Annotated in this window: 15 protein-coding genes; 3 read left to right on the plus strand and 12 right to left on the minus strand. The window is 59.0% G+C overall.

What is annotated here, in order from left to right; all coding sequences use genetic code 11:
• Positions 1-48: 48 nt before the first annotated feature.
• Both ACR3EQ_RS17380 and gph read right to left on the minus strand, forming a co-directional pair.
• Positions 49-819 carry a DUF5672 family protein gene (locus ACR3EQ_RS17380; protein WP_480491357.1) on the minus strand — a complete coding sequence of 257 codons (771 nt, stop codon included), beginning with the start codon at positions 817-819 and terminating at the stop codon, positions 49-51.
• Positions 820-1,445: 626 nt separating this feature from the next.
• Complete coding sequence (gene gph, locus ACR3EQ_RS17385; RefSeq protein ID WP_170615864.1) at positions 1,446-2,120, minus strand: phosphoglycolate phosphatase; 675 nt, start codon at positions 2,118-2,120, stop codon at positions 1,446-1,448.
• 224 nt (positions 2,121-2,344) lie between these two features.
• Here gph and hemP point away from each other — a divergent pair, with 224 nt between their 5' ends.
• Positions 2,345-2,512, plus strand: a complete 168-nt coding sequence (hemP, locus tag ACR3EQ_RS17390) for a hemin uptake protein HemP (RefSeq protein WP_170615874.1) — start codon at positions 2,345-2,347, stop codon at positions 2,510-2,512.
• Entirely contained in the window at positions 2,509-2,985 is a 477-nt protein-coding gene (locus tag ACR3EQ_RS17395) for a hypothetical protein (RefSeq protein ID WP_170615876.1), read from the plus strand. The genes hemP and ACR3EQ_RS17395 overlap by 4 nt, the downstream gene beginning before the upstream one ends.
• Before the next feature lie 53 nt (positions 2,986-3,038).
• Here the strand turns inward: ACR3EQ_RS17395 and ACR3EQ_RS17400 are convergent, their stop codons facing one another.
• The 8 genes from ACR3EQ_RS17400 to ACR3EQ_RS17435 all read right to left on the minus strand — a co-directional run bounded on the left by ACR3EQ_RS17400 (position 3,039) and on the right by ACR3EQ_RS17435 (position 14,027).
• Complete coding sequence (locus tag ACR3EQ_RS17400; RefSeq protein WP_170619720.1) at positions 3,039-6,101, minus strand: aminotransferase class III-fold pyridoxal phosphate-dependent enzyme; 3,063 nt, start codon at positions 6,099-6,101, stop codon at positions 3,039-3,041.
• Positions 6,102-6,199: 98 nt separating this feature from the next.
• Complete coding sequence (locus ACR3EQ_RS17405; RefSeq protein WP_170615879.1) at positions 6,200-7,072, minus strand: NAD(P)-dependent oxidoreductase; 873 nt, start codon at positions 7,070-7,072, stop codon at positions 6,200-6,202.
• A 100-nt stretch (positions 7,073-7,172) separates the two neighbouring features.
• Positions 7,173-7,562, minus strand: a complete 390-nt coding sequence (cueR, locus tag ACR3EQ_RS17410; RefSeq protein WP_170619721.1) for a Cu(I)-responsive transcriptional regulator — start codon at positions 7,560-7,562, stop codon at positions 7,173-7,175.
• A complete protein-coding gene (locus ACR3EQ_RS17415; protein ID WP_480491360.1) occupies positions 7,559-10,039 on the minus strand; it encodes a heavy metal translocating P-type ATPase in 2,481 nt (826 codons plus the stop codon). The genes cueR and ACR3EQ_RS17415 overlap by 4 nt, the downstream gene beginning before the upstream one ends.
• 88 nt (positions 10,040-10,127) lie before the next feature.
• Entirely contained in the window at positions 10,128-10,886 is a 759-nt protein-coding gene (locus tag ACR3EQ_RS17420) for an SDR family NAD(P)-dependent oxidoreductase (protein ID WP_170615885.1), read from the minus strand.
• Positions 10,883-11,815, minus strand: coding sequence for an SDR family oxidoreductase (locus ACR3EQ_RS17425; protein ID WP_170615887.1), 933 nt, complete (start codon positions 11,813-11,815; stop codon positions 10,883-10,885). Before ACR3EQ_RS17425 ends, ACR3EQ_RS17420 begins: the two co-directional genes overlap by 4 nt.
• Positions 11,812-12,714 carry a bile acid:sodium symporter family protein gene (locus ACR3EQ_RS17430; RefSeq protein WP_170615889.1) on the minus strand — a complete coding sequence of 301 codons (903 nt, stop codon included), beginning with the start codon at positions 12,712-12,714 and terminating at the stop codon, positions 11,812-11,814. Before ACR3EQ_RS17430 ends, ACR3EQ_RS17425 begins: the two co-directional genes overlap by 4 nt.
• The gene (locus ACR3EQ_RS17435) at positions 12,711-14,027 is read right to left on the minus strand and encodes a flavin-containing monooxygenase (RefSeq protein ID WP_480491362.1); all 1,317 of its coding nucleotides are present in this window, start codon (positions 14,025-14,027) and stop codon (positions 12,711-12,713) included. The genes ACR3EQ_RS17430 and ACR3EQ_RS17435 overlap by 4 nt, the downstream gene beginning before the upstream one ends.
• Positions 14,028-14,091: 64 nt before the next feature.
• Between ACR3EQ_RS17435 and ACR3EQ_RS17440 the strand changes: the two genes are divergently transcribed.
• Positions 14,092-14,754 carry a TetR/AcrR family transcriptional regulator gene (locus ACR3EQ_RS17440; protein WP_170615893.1) on the plus strand — a complete coding sequence of 221 codons (663 nt, stop codon included), beginning with the start codon at positions 14,092-14,094 and terminating at the stop codon, positions 14,752-14,754.
• A 244-nt stretch (positions 14,755-14,998) separates the two neighbouring features.
• Here the strand turns inward: ACR3EQ_RS17440 and ACR3EQ_RS17445 are convergent, their stop codons facing one another.
• Positions 14,999-15,601 (minus strand): pyridoxamine 5'-phosphate oxidase family protein, encoded by a 603-nt coding sequence (locus ACR3EQ_RS17445; RefSeq protein ID WP_480491364.1) that lies wholly within the window; start codon positions 15,599-15,601, stop codon positions 14,999-15,001.
• A gap of 11 nt (positions 15,602-15,612) precedes the next feature.
• Positions 15,613-16,077 (minus strand): nuclear transport factor 2 family protein, encoded by a 465-nt coding sequence (locus ACR3EQ_RS17450; protein WP_480491366.1) that lies wholly within the window; start codon positions 16,075-16,077, stop codon positions 15,613-15,615.
• Between the last annotated feature and the right edge of the window lie 9 nt (positions 16,078-16,086).

Here is a 16,086-nt window from a genome sequence, read left to right on the forward strand (position 1 = left end):
TTCTGATCTGCGGTTTTTTTTAGACTGGTGAGTATTGCGCGGGCAGGGCTACCGGTCCGTGCTGAAATACTCGTCCGGGAAATACTTGCGCCAGAACTTACTGCCGTATCTTTGGAAGGCGTGGCAGCCAAATGGCAGCTTCCCGTCGTTGCATTCCAGCAGGTATTCCGGCGCGGCTTCAAACGCGAACCGCGACGCCTGCATCGGCGTGGGAATTGTAAACCCGCTGAAATAACGCGGCACCAGGTTTGTCCAGATCACATCCTCGTTCACGCCGGGTTTTACGGGAATGATTGTTTTTCCGAACAGACGAAGCACTAGGTTTGCCAGGGCCACGGCACCAACCTTGTTGGCTATTCTGACGGCACCTGCGCAAGTCAGGAAAAGCGCCTCATGCGTCACCCTACGGCAATCGCTGATCTTGCGAAGGGACAATCCACCGTTCAGTTCACCGGTGAAGTCATACGGCAGGTTTGGTTGGCTGTACCCGTCAAAAACCGGCGCTCCGACAAAGGAATATCCATGCGCGGTCCAGGAATCGAGATGATCCTGAATGATCAGACAATCGACCTGGCAAATCAGGATGTAGGAAAAATCAGCAAATTGGTCATAAAACTCCTGACTGATCATCAGTTGGTTGTACGAGTCGATGCTGACAAAATGGGAATCGGACAGGCAAAGAGACCGCGCTGTTCCTTCCGTTTCCCGCAGGACGTTTTTTGTGACCGTGTTGTCAAGGTAATCGCACAGAGCGTCTGGCCCCAGAATGGTGACATCGTGTGACTTCAGTATCCTGACATTGTGCAGAAGGGCCGCCATTTCCGTGTCCGTTAGTTCCCGGTGAACGGGCACGACAACGTTGCAGCAGCCAGAAGTGTTTTCTGCGTCTGAGCTGTGCGGCACTTTCATGATTTCGCCCCTTCATAGGCCAACTATTTGTAATCTTGCAATATTAGTGGGCCGATACACGATTCAGCCAAACTGTCAGGTTGAGCGAAATTTTCTTCGTTTCTGCCCTCAATCTAACAGCACCGCAATTGATTGCCAACGATACTCAGCGCTTGTCCTGCCGTGACAGGTGATGCTGACGTCATGACCCTCAGGTTGTCTTGTAACCCCGCGGCACTTTCATGATTTGGGCTGAGGTGTCAATCCGATCTTTGCCCCCGGGATGCATCCGGCCAATCCAGTGGGGCAATCCAGGCCAGATACACTCAAGTATCTGCGGCATTGGCCACCAATCCTCGAGCCGCATTCTGTCAGGAAAATCGGTGTTCATGGGCGTGAAAACTGGGTCCTACGGGAATCCCCCAATATCGCTGTCAGCCGCGAATCGTTAATTATGTATTTCAGATACCGGGTCTAAACAGACCAAACCACTTTTCCCCCAAGAAGGGGCTGGCTACTTACCCCCTCGGCCGGCCCCTTACCCCTTTCAGGCAAGTTTACAGATCTCCGGCCTGACCAGTCGCCAACCGCGCGACAAGCGCGGGCAGTTCCAATGCATCGTTGTACACGACATCATGGCAAATGTCCGAAATGGCCGATTTCCGGTAACCATTGGTGAAAAGCAAAAAAGGCACCTGCGCGCGGCGTGCCGTTTCAGCGTCAACCTCGCTGTCTCCGACAAACAGCCGCGGTCCTGTGTCGGGCAGGGCTTCGAAGCAGGCATTAAGATGGGCCGGATTGGGCTTGCGTATGTTCAAGGTATCGCCACCGAAAACAGCATCAAAGAAACCTGACATTCCCTGCGCTTCCAGGATGTGCCGGGCGGGCCGTTCGGGTTTGTTGGTGCATACACCCATCGCACAGCCCATTTCGCTGAGCGCATGCAGCGCCTGGATCATGCCGGGATACGCAACGGTGTGGACGCTGCTGGCGGCGTTGTAGTGGGCCAGGGTTCTCTGTGTCAGGTCGGAATGCTGTTCAAGGGGAAGGCCGCAATGGTGGATGACCCGCTCGACCAGTTTGGGAAGGCCGTTTCCAACGAATTGCCGGATAGTGTTCAGTTCCAACGGTCGATGACCGACATCATCCAGCATTCGGTTTGCCGCCGCCGCAATGTCGGCGAGGCTGTCGAGCAGGGTTCCATCCAGATCGAATACAAGGGTTGCAGTCACAAAAAATGTCCACCGGTATCAATGCGTTCCAAGACCTACCCGGTGTCCCGGCCCGACGCAATCAAACAGTTATGCGGAAATGTGAAGGCACATGCTTGACAAACCTGAGTAAAATAATCAGATTAAGGCGCAGACAGTCAGCCAACCCGGCTCCGGGTCAGCCAGATCGTTGAAAAGCGCAATCAGATCAAAGCGATTTGCCAAAACCTATCCGGAGTTGCCCGATGAACATGCAGAACCCGAATCCAAGCCAGGCCTATGCCGTTTCCATGTTGCCAGCTCATAAGGCGGAAGACCTGACCAAGGGTGGAAATCTGGCTCATATCGAGTTGGGGGACCAGCTGTACACGCTGCGCATCACCCGTGCCGGCAAGCTGATCCTCACGAAATGAGCGCGCAGTCCTCGCGCGGCGGGGCAACGGTTGGACATTTGGCGGATCTGAGCCCGGTCGAGGCAGGAGCCGTCATGTATCTGCGGCTGTGGGGAAACGGTGCCAACGGCCGCGCTGATGCCGCAAGCGATTTTGAAATCGCTTTGGGTAATGATCACGGTCGCGCCGCAATGCTGACCTTGGACAGGTTGTGCTCGCTGTGCGCAAACCATGGGCGCCGACCTCTGATACGCCACGGCTTGAACTGCGCATGCCTGGGTGCGGACGAAAACTGCTTTGCGCAGATGATTGCTGCCGCATCCGAAGGGGCGCGAGAGGATGCGATGATGATGGCCTCGCTTATTATCAGGCCGGATTTTGCACCGGCGCTTGTCTGTCTGTCCGAAGAATTTGGGCTGGCGCTGCGCCGAATGACCATCTCGGCTCCGTTGCCCAACACGGGGCATCATACCCCGGCAGCTACTTTACATTGAAAGAGACCGAATGATGAGAGAACCCCGAGCTGCGCAGCGGGGTTCTTCTGAATTCAGCAGCAACTGCAACCAACATGGTGGTCGTGATCGCAGACTGGGGTGGGTGCATAATCACCCACTTCGCTCAGAACGCTTCTCAAGGCCCAAAGGATCATGTCCACGTCTTCAGCCTCGATCGTCAGCGGCGGGCGAATCTTCAGGATATTGTCCTTTGGACCCTCACTCCCGATCAGAATACGATGAACCCGCATCCGGTTCTTGACGAACTTGCAGATCTCGGTTCCTTCCGATCCGTCAGGGTTGATCAGTTCGACGCCCAGAAACAGACCCATCCCGCGTACATCCCCGACGCAGCCAAAATCAGCCTCAATCCCGCGCAGGCCGTCCATCAGGCGTACACCCATATTCCGGGCATTGTCCTGCAATCCCTCGTCGTCGACGATGTCCAGCACCTCTTTGCCAATCCGGCAGGACAGGGTCGAACCGCCGAAAGTCGAAAAGAACTCGATGCCATTGTCGAAGCTGTTGGCGATTTCCTTGGTCGTGACCAGAACGCCCAGCGGATGGCCATTGCCGATGGGTTTGCCCATGACAACGATGTCGGGCAGTGCCCCCTGATGTTCAAAGCCGAAATAATACTCGCCCAGCCGGCCAAGGCCGGTCTGCACTTCGTCCGCAATACAAACGCCACCTGCGGCCCGAATTTTTTCGTAAACGGCCGGAAGATAGCCCTTGGGTGGAATGATCTGGCCGCCGACCGATGGGAAGGTTTCCGCGATGAAGCCCGCAACCCCATGTCCTTTGGCCTTCAATGCAGCAATCGCGGGGTCCACCAAGTCTGCGAACTTCGCGGCACGGTCGGAATCGTCACGTCGGAATGAACCTCGATAGTCGTCGGCCACTTCGACCAGTTCGACCCAATCCGCCTGCCCCACACCGCCAGGCTTGTTGAACTTGTAGGCCGAGATCGCCACAGCCGCATTGGTATTGCCGTGGTAGCCGTGATCCGGCGTTACAATCCCCTTTGCCCCTGTGTGCGCCCGCGCCAGCCGCAAGGCCAGTTCGTTCGCCTCGGTCCCCGAGTTCACGAAGAAGCAGACCTCGAGGTGATCCGGCAGTTTCGACAGAATCTTGTCGGCAAATGCCGTTTGAGCCGGGTGAAGATAGCGCGTGTTCGAGTTCATCCGCTTCAGTTGGTCCGCTGCGACCGCCTGAATGCGGGGATGTGCATGACCCACGTGGGGGACATTGTTATAGGCGTCCAGATAGGGGCGGCCCCACTCGTCGAACAGATGATGCCTCCAGCCGCGAACCAGCATGACCGGATCGTCATAGGTCAGCGACAGGTTGCCACCGAAATGGTCTTGGCGCCCGCGCAGGATCGCCTGTTTGTCGGTCGGGCGATAAAACACCTTGTCGTCCGGCAGGTTCAATATTGCCGCAGGGTTCGGACAGACTGCGTGCCACAGATACATCTCGTCCGGGTCGCCGACACCGGGCCAGTCCGCCTCCATCCCGGCGGTGGTCAGGGCCAGCTGGAAATGCACATGAGGGGCCCAGCCTCCATTCTGACTGGCATCCCCGAGGCGGGCAAAGGCCGCGCCCTGTGCGACGGGATCGCCCGGCTTCAGCCGGGCGCAGACCTCGGGGTCCAGGTGACCATATAAGGTATAGAACGGATCGCCTTCAGGGGTTTCATGATGCAGGATCACAACGCCGCCATAATCCAGATGGGCGTCGCGGTTCTCGACCACTTCAACACGTCCGCTCATCGGGGCAAATAGCACGGCTCCGGCGGGCGCGAATACATCAACGGCCAGATGAACAGTCCGCCGGTCCGAGGCCTTCCAAGGTCCCTTACGGAAACCCGGCTCGGCATAAATCAGGCGCGGCTCGTTGTAATACCCCAGCCACAGGCCATCGCCGAACTCGGCGCCCACGCGGGCGGCCTCTTCCAGAGGCATGTGGAACGGGTTCTGAGGCCAGGTCGAATTTTCAACCGAAAGCGATCCCATCGGCACATCCGCCAGATCCTGCCCGAACATCTGCGCAAACTGGCCGCGGTGGTCGGACAGATAGGCGTGGATACGCTCGGCCCCGTCCGTGACCGGCAGCCCGCAGGCCGCACGCAGACGGGCGGGCATCAGACCGCCATTGACGGATGTGTTCTCTAGGAACCGCCAGGCCGGAGCCTGAGAGATGGTGACATAGGGATCATCCGGGTTTTCAGCCGCCATCAGAGTCGAATTCACGACAGACACCGCCAGACGCATCCGCAGCAACGGCCAGATCAGGTCGACTTCGTCGGTGCGCAGCGGGTTGGCGGCGTGATAGCCACGCACCAGCGCCGTCAGGGCGCGTTCAGGCCCGGGATGATCCAGAACAATATAGGCCCCGGCAATTGCGAGGTCACAGATACGCGGCGCCGCACACATGTCGCCCAGATCAATCAGGCCCGAGATCTTCAGGCGTTGCCCAAGCTCACCCTCAACAAGAATGTTGTAATCGTTTGCGTCATTGTGGATGGCCTGCCTGGGCATTGCGGCCAACCTGCCGGATACCTCATGGAACCCATCACAGATTTCGGTCAGCAACGCGCGCCGGTTGGGATCCGAAACAACCTCAAGCCTGCCGGAAATCCACCGGGCCTGTGTCAGATCCCATTTGAAATGCTCCCTGCTCAGCCCTGAATGGTCGAACCTTTCCAGAGCACGGTCCGTCGCTCCAAGAACACGGCCCAGCTTCATGATCAGTTCGTCGGTTTTGGGCGCGGCCTTGGCGTAGCACTGGCCCGGCAGACGCTCCAGCAACCAGGCAAGTCTTGGCTGACCCTGATCGTCAGGGATTTCGGGCAGCAATTCACCGGTCAGGTCCGGGATGACCGCCGGGAACGGCAGGCCGGGGGCCTCGGATGAGATATGGCGCAATGCCTGAACCTGCAGGTCCACAAACTCGGCCTCACACCCGGCCCGCATCACCTTGAGAACGTAGTCCCGTCCGTTGGTTGCTTCGGCCAGGAAATTCAGATCGTATTCGCCGTCCAGCCGGGTCAGCCTCGCTTCGATCCCCCAGGTCGCACGCAGCGCGTCCGCCCAGAATTGCGTCAGATCATTCATGCGCTTTGTGTCCTTTCCCAAAGCCGATCTCTTCTTTTGTGCCCATATATCTCGGGGGTGAACTGCCGCTTACGGCAAACGGGGCAGCCGCCTTGCCTTCAGTCCAGCGCGCGCAAGCGTTTGATCAAGGAAGAGGTGTCCCATCGCCCGCCGCCCAGTTTCTGAACGTCCTTGTAGAACTGATCAACCAATGCCGTCAGTGGCAGCGACGCGCCGTTCCTGTTGGCCTCGTCCAGACAAATACCCAAATCTTTCCGCATCCAGTCCACCGCGAACCCGTAGTCGAAATGATCGTCCAGCATCGTTTCGTGCCGGTTTTCCATCTGCCAGCTTCCGGCAGCACCCTGACTGATCACCTCGATCACGGCACGGCCGTCCAACCCGGCTTTTTCGGCAAAGTGCAGGGCTTCGCTGAGACCCTGCACAACACCGGCGATGGCGATCTGGTTGCTCATCTTCGTCAACTGGCCAGCGCCGCTGTCGCCGATACGGCGGCATATCTTCGAATAGACCTGCATGACCGGTTCGGCCTTTTCATAGGCGGTTTGCGAACCGCCGCACATGATGGACAGAACGCCGTTCTCTGCGCCCGACTGGCCACCCGAAATGGGCGCGTCCACAAAGGCAAATCCCCTATCATCCGCAACCGATGCAAGCTCTTGCGTCACTTTGGCGGATACCGTGGTGTGATCGACAAAGACGGCACCTTGCGACATGCCATCAAAAGCGCCGTTCTCGCCGGTGCAGATCGCGCGCAGGTCGTCATCATTGCCCACACAGGCAAAGACCAGTTCCGCGCCTTGCGCAGCCTCCGCCGGGGTTCCCGCCATTGCGCCGCCGTGCTGATCAACCCAGGCCTCGGCCCGTTTCGCCGTGCGGTTGTAAACGGTGACGTCATGCCCTGCTGCCTGCAGGTGGCCAGCCATGGGATAACCCATGACACCCAGACCTAGGAACGCGAGTTTTGCCATCAGATGATCCTCCCAGCTGTCCGGCCCTGCCTCCGTTTTGTGGCGGGCCGGAATGTTCAGCAGAGACAAAGCAAAGCTGCGGGCAAAGGGCAACCCCGTGTCAGCTTTTGCGACCCAGATCGCTGAGGATTGGACAGTCGGGCCGATTGTCTCCGGCGCAGGCGTCAATCAGGTGGCTTAGCGTGTCACGCATGGCGTTGAGATCCGCAATCTTGATTTCGATCTGCGCTAGGTGATCGCGTGCGACCTTTTTGACATCAGCACTGGCGCGGGTTTCATCTTCGTAAAGGGCCAGCAGTGTCCTGCAATCGCCGATCGTAAAGCCCAATGCACGGGCGCGGCCCAGAAAGATCAGCTTGTGCACGTCCTGTTCGCGAAACCTGCGATAGCCGTTGTCATCACGCATGGGCCTGATCAGTCCGATATCCTCGTAATACCGGATGGTTTTAGCGGGCAGACCGGTCTGGCTGGCAACGTCTCCGATATTCATGGTGTCACCGATTGGGTTGTTGGGATTGCAGAGGGTACGGGCGCGCTGACGCTCACCCGCCGCAAACGCAGTGCGTTGGTCACAACAAAGACGCTGGACAAGGCCATCGCCCCCGCCGCGAGCGCCGGGGACAGCAGCGGCCCGCCAAACGGAAACAAAACACCCGCGGCGACGGGGATCAGCAGCGTGTTGTAGCCAAAGGCCCAGCCGAGGTTCTGGCGGATGTTGCGCATAGTCCGGCGGCTGATTTCCAAGGCGTTCGCGACGCCCCGCAGATCGCCGGACATCAAAACGACGTCTGCCGTCTCGATTGCCACATCCGTTCCCGTACCAATGGCAAGGCCGATATCTGCAGCAGCCAGCGCCGGCGCATCGTTGATCCCGTCGCCAACAAAGGCTACCACGCCAAGACTGTCCTGCAGTTCGGTGATCGCGGAAAGTTTTCCATCGGGCAGAACATCGGCGACGACATGGTCAATGCCCAACTCATCAGCCAGTGCCTGCGCGGTGCGGGCGTTGTCGCCTGTGATCATTGCAAGGTTCAGCCCCATATCGCGAAGCTGCGCCAACGCTTCTTTTGTTCCCGGCTTGACCGGATCGGATACGGCAAGCAATGCCGCTGCCGCGCCGTCAATGGCAACATACAGGGGCGTGGCCCCCGACGCCGCGCGCCTGTCCGCCTCGGTCCTCAGATCGTCAATGTCTATTCCGTTTTGCATCATCAGCTTCGCTGAGCCGATCATGACGTCCTGTCCTTCGACCTCGGCGCGTACGCCAAGCCCGGTCATCGATTCAAACCCGGACAGCTCAGGCAAATCCGGTGGACCGGCCCTTGTGATCGCGGTGGCAATTGGATGTTCGGACCGGGCCTCAAGCGCGGCGGCAAGGCGCAGCATTTTTTTCGGGTCAAATCCGTTGGCCGGGATAATGCCGTCAAGCTCGGGCCGGCCCAACGTCAGCGTTCCGGTTTTGTCAAAAGCGATGACCTGCGCCTGTTGCAATTGCTGCAGGGCATCACCTTTGCGGAACATAACGCCCAATTCGGCCGCGCGCCCGGTGCCGACCATGATTGAGGTCGGCGTTGCCAGCCCCATCGCGCAGGGGCAGGCTATGATCAGCACCGAAACGCCCGCAACCAGCGCCAGGGGCAGTGCGGGTTCGGGGCCAAAAACAAGCCACAGCGCGATTGTAAGCATTGCCATCGCAATAACTACAGGAACAAAATAATAGGTTATGCGGTCGACAAGACCCTGAATCGGCAGTTTCGCGCCCTGCGCCTTTTCAACCATCTGTATGACCTGGGCCAGCACGGTGTCTGCCCCCACGCGTATGGCGCGGACGCGCAGCGCCCCGGTGCCGTTGACCGTGCCGCCGACCACGGTGTCACCGGCGGATTTCCCGACCGGCACCGGTTCGCCGGTAATCATGCTTTCGTCCAGATAAGATGTGCCGTCCAGCACTTCGGCGTCTACAGGAACGCGCTCGCCCGGGCGGATTTGCAGGATGTCGTCCACCACAATGTCTGCGACGGGCAGGTCTGCGACCATGCCGTCCCTTTCAACCCGCGCCGTTTTGGGCTGCAACCCAATCAGCCTGCGGATCGCAGCACCTGTTCGACCCTTGGCGCGCGCTTCCAACAGGCGTCCCAAAAGGATCAGCACGATGATGACGGCGGCTGCTTCGAAATAAACATTCGCCGTTCCTTGCGGCAGTATTCCGGGCGCAAAGGTGGCGATGACTGAATAAAGAAAAGCCGCGCCTGTGCCGAGGGCAACCAGCGCATTCATATCGGGCGCGCCACGCAGCAGGGACGGGACGCCTTTGGCATAAAAGACACGACCCGGGCCAACCAGCAGAACCGCGGTCAGAAGAAACTGGATCATGTGGCTGGTTTGCGCGCCGATATTTGCCTGCACCCAATGATGGAAGGCAGGGACCATGTGCCCGCCCATCTCAAGCACAAAAACCGGTAATGCCAGAACCGCCGCCAGCAGGGTCGAGCGACGGAGGACGTTCAACTCGTCCGATTTATCGGCGGGCGTAGGATCAGGCGCATTCCCCTGGTCGACATGCGCGGTATACCCGATTCCGTCCGACACCTGCGCCAGTGCCTCGGGGGTCGTCGTCCCTTCGAGGTACGAGACCAGTGCTGTCTGGGTCGCCAGGTTGACCTGCGCATCAATGACACCGGGGCTGGCCAGTAAGGCCCGTTCAACCCGGGACACGCATGAGGCGCAACTCATCCCCTCGATTCTCAGCGTCGCTTGCTGGGTTGCCGCAGGGTATCCAACGCTATCCAACGCCTGAACCAGCGGTGCCAAGGGGCCTTCGATTGAAACCTGTGCCGTTTCCGTTGCGAAATTGACAGAAGCGTCAGTTACGCCGGAAACACCCCGCAGCGCCGCTTCCACACGTCCGACACAGGAAGCGCATCCCATGCCCGTGATCCTGAGTTGCAGTGTTTTCAGTTCAGCCATCCGACTCGTCCCGACGTAAGTTCTTCCCTGCACATGGGGGTTCCAGTCACGGGAAGGTCAAGGGGTTCGAATGGTTTTTTATCCGAATTCAGGATCCGCGCATGTTCCGTTCCATCAGTCGCTGATACAGGCGCGGCGACAAACTGTTGAGCCACCACGCAAGGCGCGCAACACGCCCGACCGGGATCATGGGCTTGGACCTGTCCAACCCCCGCAGGATGACCTCGGCAGCTTTTTCAGGGCTCATGGCGTCCATTTCATCGGATGCCGAGCCGGGACGCGCCATTCCGTCTGCCTGCGTTTCGGCATTGCCGGCATTGGTGGAAACAAAGGACGGCGCGGCAATATGCACTCTGACGCCGTGCGGCCCCTCTTCGGATCGAAGCGACTTGAAAAACCCTTCAAGCGCATGTTTCGAGGCAGCATAGGCCGTACGGTGATAAAGCGGCGCGAAGCCCGCGACCGACGAGATCGCCAGATGCGTGCCCTGCGTTCTGCGAAGCTCCGGAAGAAACGCGCGCGCCATTGCGACGGCGGCGAAATAGTTGATCTCGAACAGTTTGCGATGGCTGGTGTCGTCGGAAACGTCAAACCCGCGAATCTGGGTGACACCAGCATTGTAGATGACCAGATCGATGCCATCGCTGGATGTGATGGTCTCGAGGACCGCTTCCTGCAACTGCTCGGGTTTCGTCAGGTCGCACCCGATCGGAAGCTGTGTTGGGGTCGCCGTAAGATCTGAAACATTCAGATCCAGCAGGACAACACGCCAGCCCCGCTGCTGAAGCCCCGCCGACAAGGCCCGACCCAGCCCACCTGCGCCGCCGGATATCACCGCCGTTTTCATAGCCCCGCCCATCCTTTCCACAGCGCGAATACCTCGGCGCTGGTCTTTTCCGGGGTGTATCCGAAATCGGTTTTCAGCGCAGTGTTGTCCAGCACCGGGCGGTACTGCAGAAATCGCACCTGTTCCGGTCCGTATCGCGACAGGCCAAGGGGGCGGGCAAGGCTCAGGACTGATCGGATCGCCCACGCAGGCAGGCGCAAAACAGGTTTGTTCAGGAGGTGCGCCAGTTCTGTTATTCCCAGCGCTCCGTCGCCGGCCACGTTGAAGATACCGGCCGGTCCATCTGTCGCCGCACGTTTCAGTATACGCGCCAGATCGCGGGTCCAGATGAAGACAAAGGGACTGTCACTGCCGGACACCGCCAGCAGGCGCGGTTTGTGAAACAGCGCCGTAATCTGATTGTCCGTGCCTTCCCCCAGTACAGTGCCCACGCGCAGGACCACCTGCTCAAGCTGCGGCGCACGTTGACGGGCCTCGGCCAGCATCTCCTCGACCTGCCGTTTGTGGTCGGCATAGGGAAATTCGGCATTGCCACGCAGCGGATCCTTTTCGCGTAGCGGGACGCGGTTATCCGGGTGATAGCCGTAGGCAGCGCCCGACGACGTGACGACCAGCCGCCGAACGCCATTGGCAATTGCAGCGTTCAACACGTTTTTTGTGCCTGTGACATCCACATCAAACGCTTTCTGGCGGCCCATTCCGGGCGGTGGCGTCACAATCGAGGCCAGATGAACGATGACTTCCGGCTTCACTTTCGCGATCACACGTGCCGCTTCTTCGGTGGTTACGTCCAGATGCAGAAACGCGGTGTCTTCAGGTAGGTCGGACGGTCGGTTCAGGTCTGTGGCAAATACAGCAAGGTCTTTGACTTCGGCCAGAAGGGCGCGCCCGACTGTTCCGGCAGCACCGGTAATCAGGATGCGGGTCATCGGGCCGCCTCGGTCCGGGCCATGGCAGTTGCCAGCGCAATCCCCGAGATCGCGTGCCAGATGCCCCAGAAGGCTGCCACAACGGCCATGCCGCCCAATCCATTGAAGAACGCGAATATCAGGACCAGCCCGAGGCCGGAATTCTGAATACCGGTTTCGATCGTTATGGCACGGCGGTCATAGGGGGACAGCCGGGTCAGAGTGGCCACAACCCAACCGCCCCCCAAAGCCAGCGCGTTGTGAATGATCACAAGCCCGGCGACGGCTCCGGCAAAGCCCAGGAAAAAGTCCCAGTTGGCCGCCAGAGCAAGAATGATGAACGCAACGAAGATGCCCATGGACAGGTACTGCAGCGGTGTCCGCAACCGCGCGGTCAGATCCGGCCGGCGCTGGTTCAGCACCATGCCAAGCACCAGAGGCAGGATCAGCATCAGCCCCACGATGATCGCAATCTGCCAGGGGTCGATTGCCGTTCTTTGAAGGATTTCCCGGGTCGGTGGATAAAGCCCGCCCCAAAACGCAATGTTGAACGGGGTCATTGCGATTGCCCCGATCGTGGCGAATGCAGTCATCGATACGGACAGGGCGGCATTGCCGCCAGCACGATGCGTTATGAAGTTAGAGATATTGCCGCCGGGGCAGGCTGCGACAAGGATCAACCCGAGAGCAATCGAAGGACGCGGGGCCGCCAGCCAGACCAGTACAAACGTCAGCGCAGGCAGCACCACGAATTGTGAGGCCAGCCCCACGATCACAGGCTTGGGCGCCCGGCGCAGGCGGTTGAAATCCTGCGGGGTCAGGTCGATGGCAATCGAAAACATCACGATTGCAAGAATGCCATTCAGCAATATCAGAGAGGCAGGGCTGAAGTTTAGGGTGATCTCATCGATGCCGGTCATGGGGTGGCTTTCCTGAGCTTGTCGATCCAGCCGGTGACCGCTTTGCGATAGGTCGCCTTGTCCACGTAATACGCCATGCGGGCGAGATTGAGGTAGTTCATGCCCCCGGTGGCGCGCTCATAGGATTTTTGTTTTGTGGCTTTCAGTTCGGTCGCCGCGGCGCAGCCGCTCTGAATACCTTTTATATAGCGCGCCACCATCTCGGCTTGCTCGTGGCGTCCCTGCCAGCCCAGACCGGTCGCTTCGATCATGCCCAGAACAAACAAGTCGTCGCGGTCCGGGTGCATGGAGTTGAGGTAAAGATGCGGCGCATCGCCCTGCCAGTTCAGCAGATCCGGGTCGATGAACGGGTAATGCAGTTTGTACCCGGTCGCGGCGAGGATCATATCATAGTCTTCGCTGCCGCCATCTGTGAAATGCACAGTTTTGCCGTCGATCTGCTGAATGTCGGGCCGAACGCGCAGATCTCCGTGACCCGCGTGGTACAGCACCAGTGAGTTCACGATAGGATGGCTTTCGTACAGTCTGTAGTCCGGTTTGGGAAAGCCGTATTTCTGCGGATCGCCGACGAACCACCCAAGGATCAGGCTGTCGATCTTGCGCTTCAGCCACATGGGCAGGCGGATCATTCTGCCCATCGTATCAGCTGGCTTCCCAAACACGTACTTCGGAACGAAATAGTACCCGCGCCGCATCGACAGGTCGCAGCGCACGGCATGATGAATGGCGTCCACCGCAATGTCGCAACCCGAGTTTCCTGCGCCCACGATCAGCACGCGTTTGCCATCGAACTGTTGGGGGTACCGGTATTGCGAGGCGTGGATCAGTTCGCCTTCAAAAGTGCCTGCGAACTGCGGCATGTTAGGTTCGGACAGGGTGCCGTTGGCGATCAGAACACCGGCAAACTCGGCCTCATGTTCCCCGTCCTGATCCCGCCAGCAAACGCGCCAGCCATCGCCGGGTGCGCCCAACGGCCTAGCTTTCGTTACCTCGGCATTGAATGTGAAGAACTTGCGCAGATCGAAGTGATCAGCAAAGGCGCGAAAATAATCCCGCATTGCCCGATGCGACGGATATTCGGCGACCCCATCCTCCATCGGGAAGTCGGTAAATTCCGTCATCCGCTTTGACGAGATCAGGTGGGCAGTCTCATACATGGTTGATCTGGGGGCATCAATGTCCCACAGACCACCGACATCCGAATGCAGCTCGAACCCCTGAAATGGAATACCTTGTTCCTTTAGCACCTTGGCCGCAGCCAACCCCATCGGGCCCGCCCCGATGAGGGCGAATGCCTCGCGCTTTTCTGACATGAACTCTCCCCTGTTCGCACGGCTTAAGTTGAACGATCGTACAAAATAAGGCAAGATGATTTTCATGACCGCCAAAGTGACTGAAATAAAACGACAAAGGGCACCATCGAAACGATCGCTGCAGACCCGGGCGCGCATTCTGGACGCGGCCGAGGCGCTGTTTGCCGATCGCGGATTCGAAGGGGCGTCGATCAGGGACATCGCGGCCAAAGCCGGTGTGCAAGTCGGGTTGGTGCATCACCACGGAGGCGGCAAGGAAGAGTTGTTTCACAAGACCGTTGCGCGTCGCGCGGATGAACTGGCCCAAATCCGGCTGGACGCCCTGAACGCGTTGAAAGAAGCTGGTCAGCCAACACTGCGCGGTGTTCTGGACTGCTTCATTCGGCCTTACATTACGTTAGCCGAAACGGGCGGAGCGGGATGGATGGCCTATGGGCGTCTGGTGGCGCATGTGTCTGTGGACCCGCGCTGGCGCGCCATCGCGGCGGAATGCTTCGACCCAACGGCGCGGCGTTTCATTGCGGAAATCGCTGCGCTGTACCCGAAGGTTGATGCCGCTTTGCTGGCCAGCGGGCAGGTGTATTCGGTGTCCTCAGTTCTGGCGCATCTCAACAGTGCATGGCGGGTGGATGCCTTGTCAGAAGGCGGACAACTTGCCGGGACCGACGAACTGATCGATTTTTGCGCGGCAGGGATCGAAGCGCTTGTTCGATCCGCAAACCCCTAGACGGTTCGGCATTACCTGGTTTCAAACTGTATCAGCAGAAGCGAGTTATACGCCGCGGGCGGAGACGTTCGAACCGCTTCGGGCGAGGCAAAGAACCCAAACGAAATCACTGCCAGTGAAAAAACGATGCCAGCTAACAGCGCGCTGGCCAAATTCATTGTTGATCGCATCATTCGGGTAATTCCTTGTTCTAATTCAAGGGTAAGGAGCGTTGTTGACGTCGTGTTCAGGATCGCCCTGCCAATTACTGCCTGAGCTTTTCGTTTTCGGCCTGAAGCTGCGCCAGTTGCTGGCCAAGCGAATTCAGGTGAGGCCGAAGCTCGACCTCGGTGAAACGAGGGGTGATGTGGCGGGGGCAGTTCCAGTCCAAGGCCTCGACCTTGATGATCACTGCGCGCTCGGCGGGGGCTTCGGCGTTGTCAGGGTAAAGACTGGCGGCTGCGGCTTCGCCTTCGGTGAATTCGACCCGTCCCAGAATCTTCAGACGGCGCTGATTGGCATAATCCATCAGGATCAGGGCAATCCGGTCGTTGCCGTCCAAATTCCCGCGTGAAATGTACTGTTTGTTGCCTGAAAAATCAGCGTATCCAAGGGTTTGCGGCCCCAGCACCTTCAGGAACCCGATCGGACCGCCGCGGAATTGAACATAGGGCCAACCGGTCTCGGATACAGTGGATTGGTAAAAACTATCGCGGGCCTGAATGAATGCCTTTTCAGCCTCTCCGATCAGGTGCCCCTTTTGCGGACCGCTGTCCAGGAACTTGGCATAACTTCGCGCCGAACCCATCCTCTCCTGATGGGCGCGAACGGCGGGGGTGAAGGTCAGTTCGGAAAACGCGCGTGGCATGGGCTGTCCTTTCAGAGACCCAGATCAGACAGGCCGGGACGGTCGTCGGGGCGCTGTCCTGCGGGCCAGTGGAACATGCGTTGTTCTACCGTGATCGGCAGGTCATTCAGCGACGTGTGGCGCGAGGCCATTCGGCCGTCTTCAGCAAATTCCCAGTTTTCGTTGCCATATGACCGGAACCACTGACCGCTGTCGTCGTTCCATTCATAAGCATACCGTACAGCGATGCGATGGTCGCGATAGGTCCATAATTCCTTGATCAAGCGGTACTCAAGCTCCTTGGCCCATTTTCGTGTCAGAAACGCGTGAATCTCGGCGTGGCCGCTCAGGAACTCGGCGCGGTTTCTCCAGCGGCTGTCTTCCGTGTAGGCGGGCGTTACGACGTCCGGGTCGCGGCTGTTCCAGGCGTTTTCCGCCATGCGCACTTTCCGGGTGGCCGTTACATGCGTGAAGGGCGGCAAAGGGGGGCGGTTCATATTACAGGC

This window comes from Ruegeria sp. AN11 (assembly GCF_056536005.1).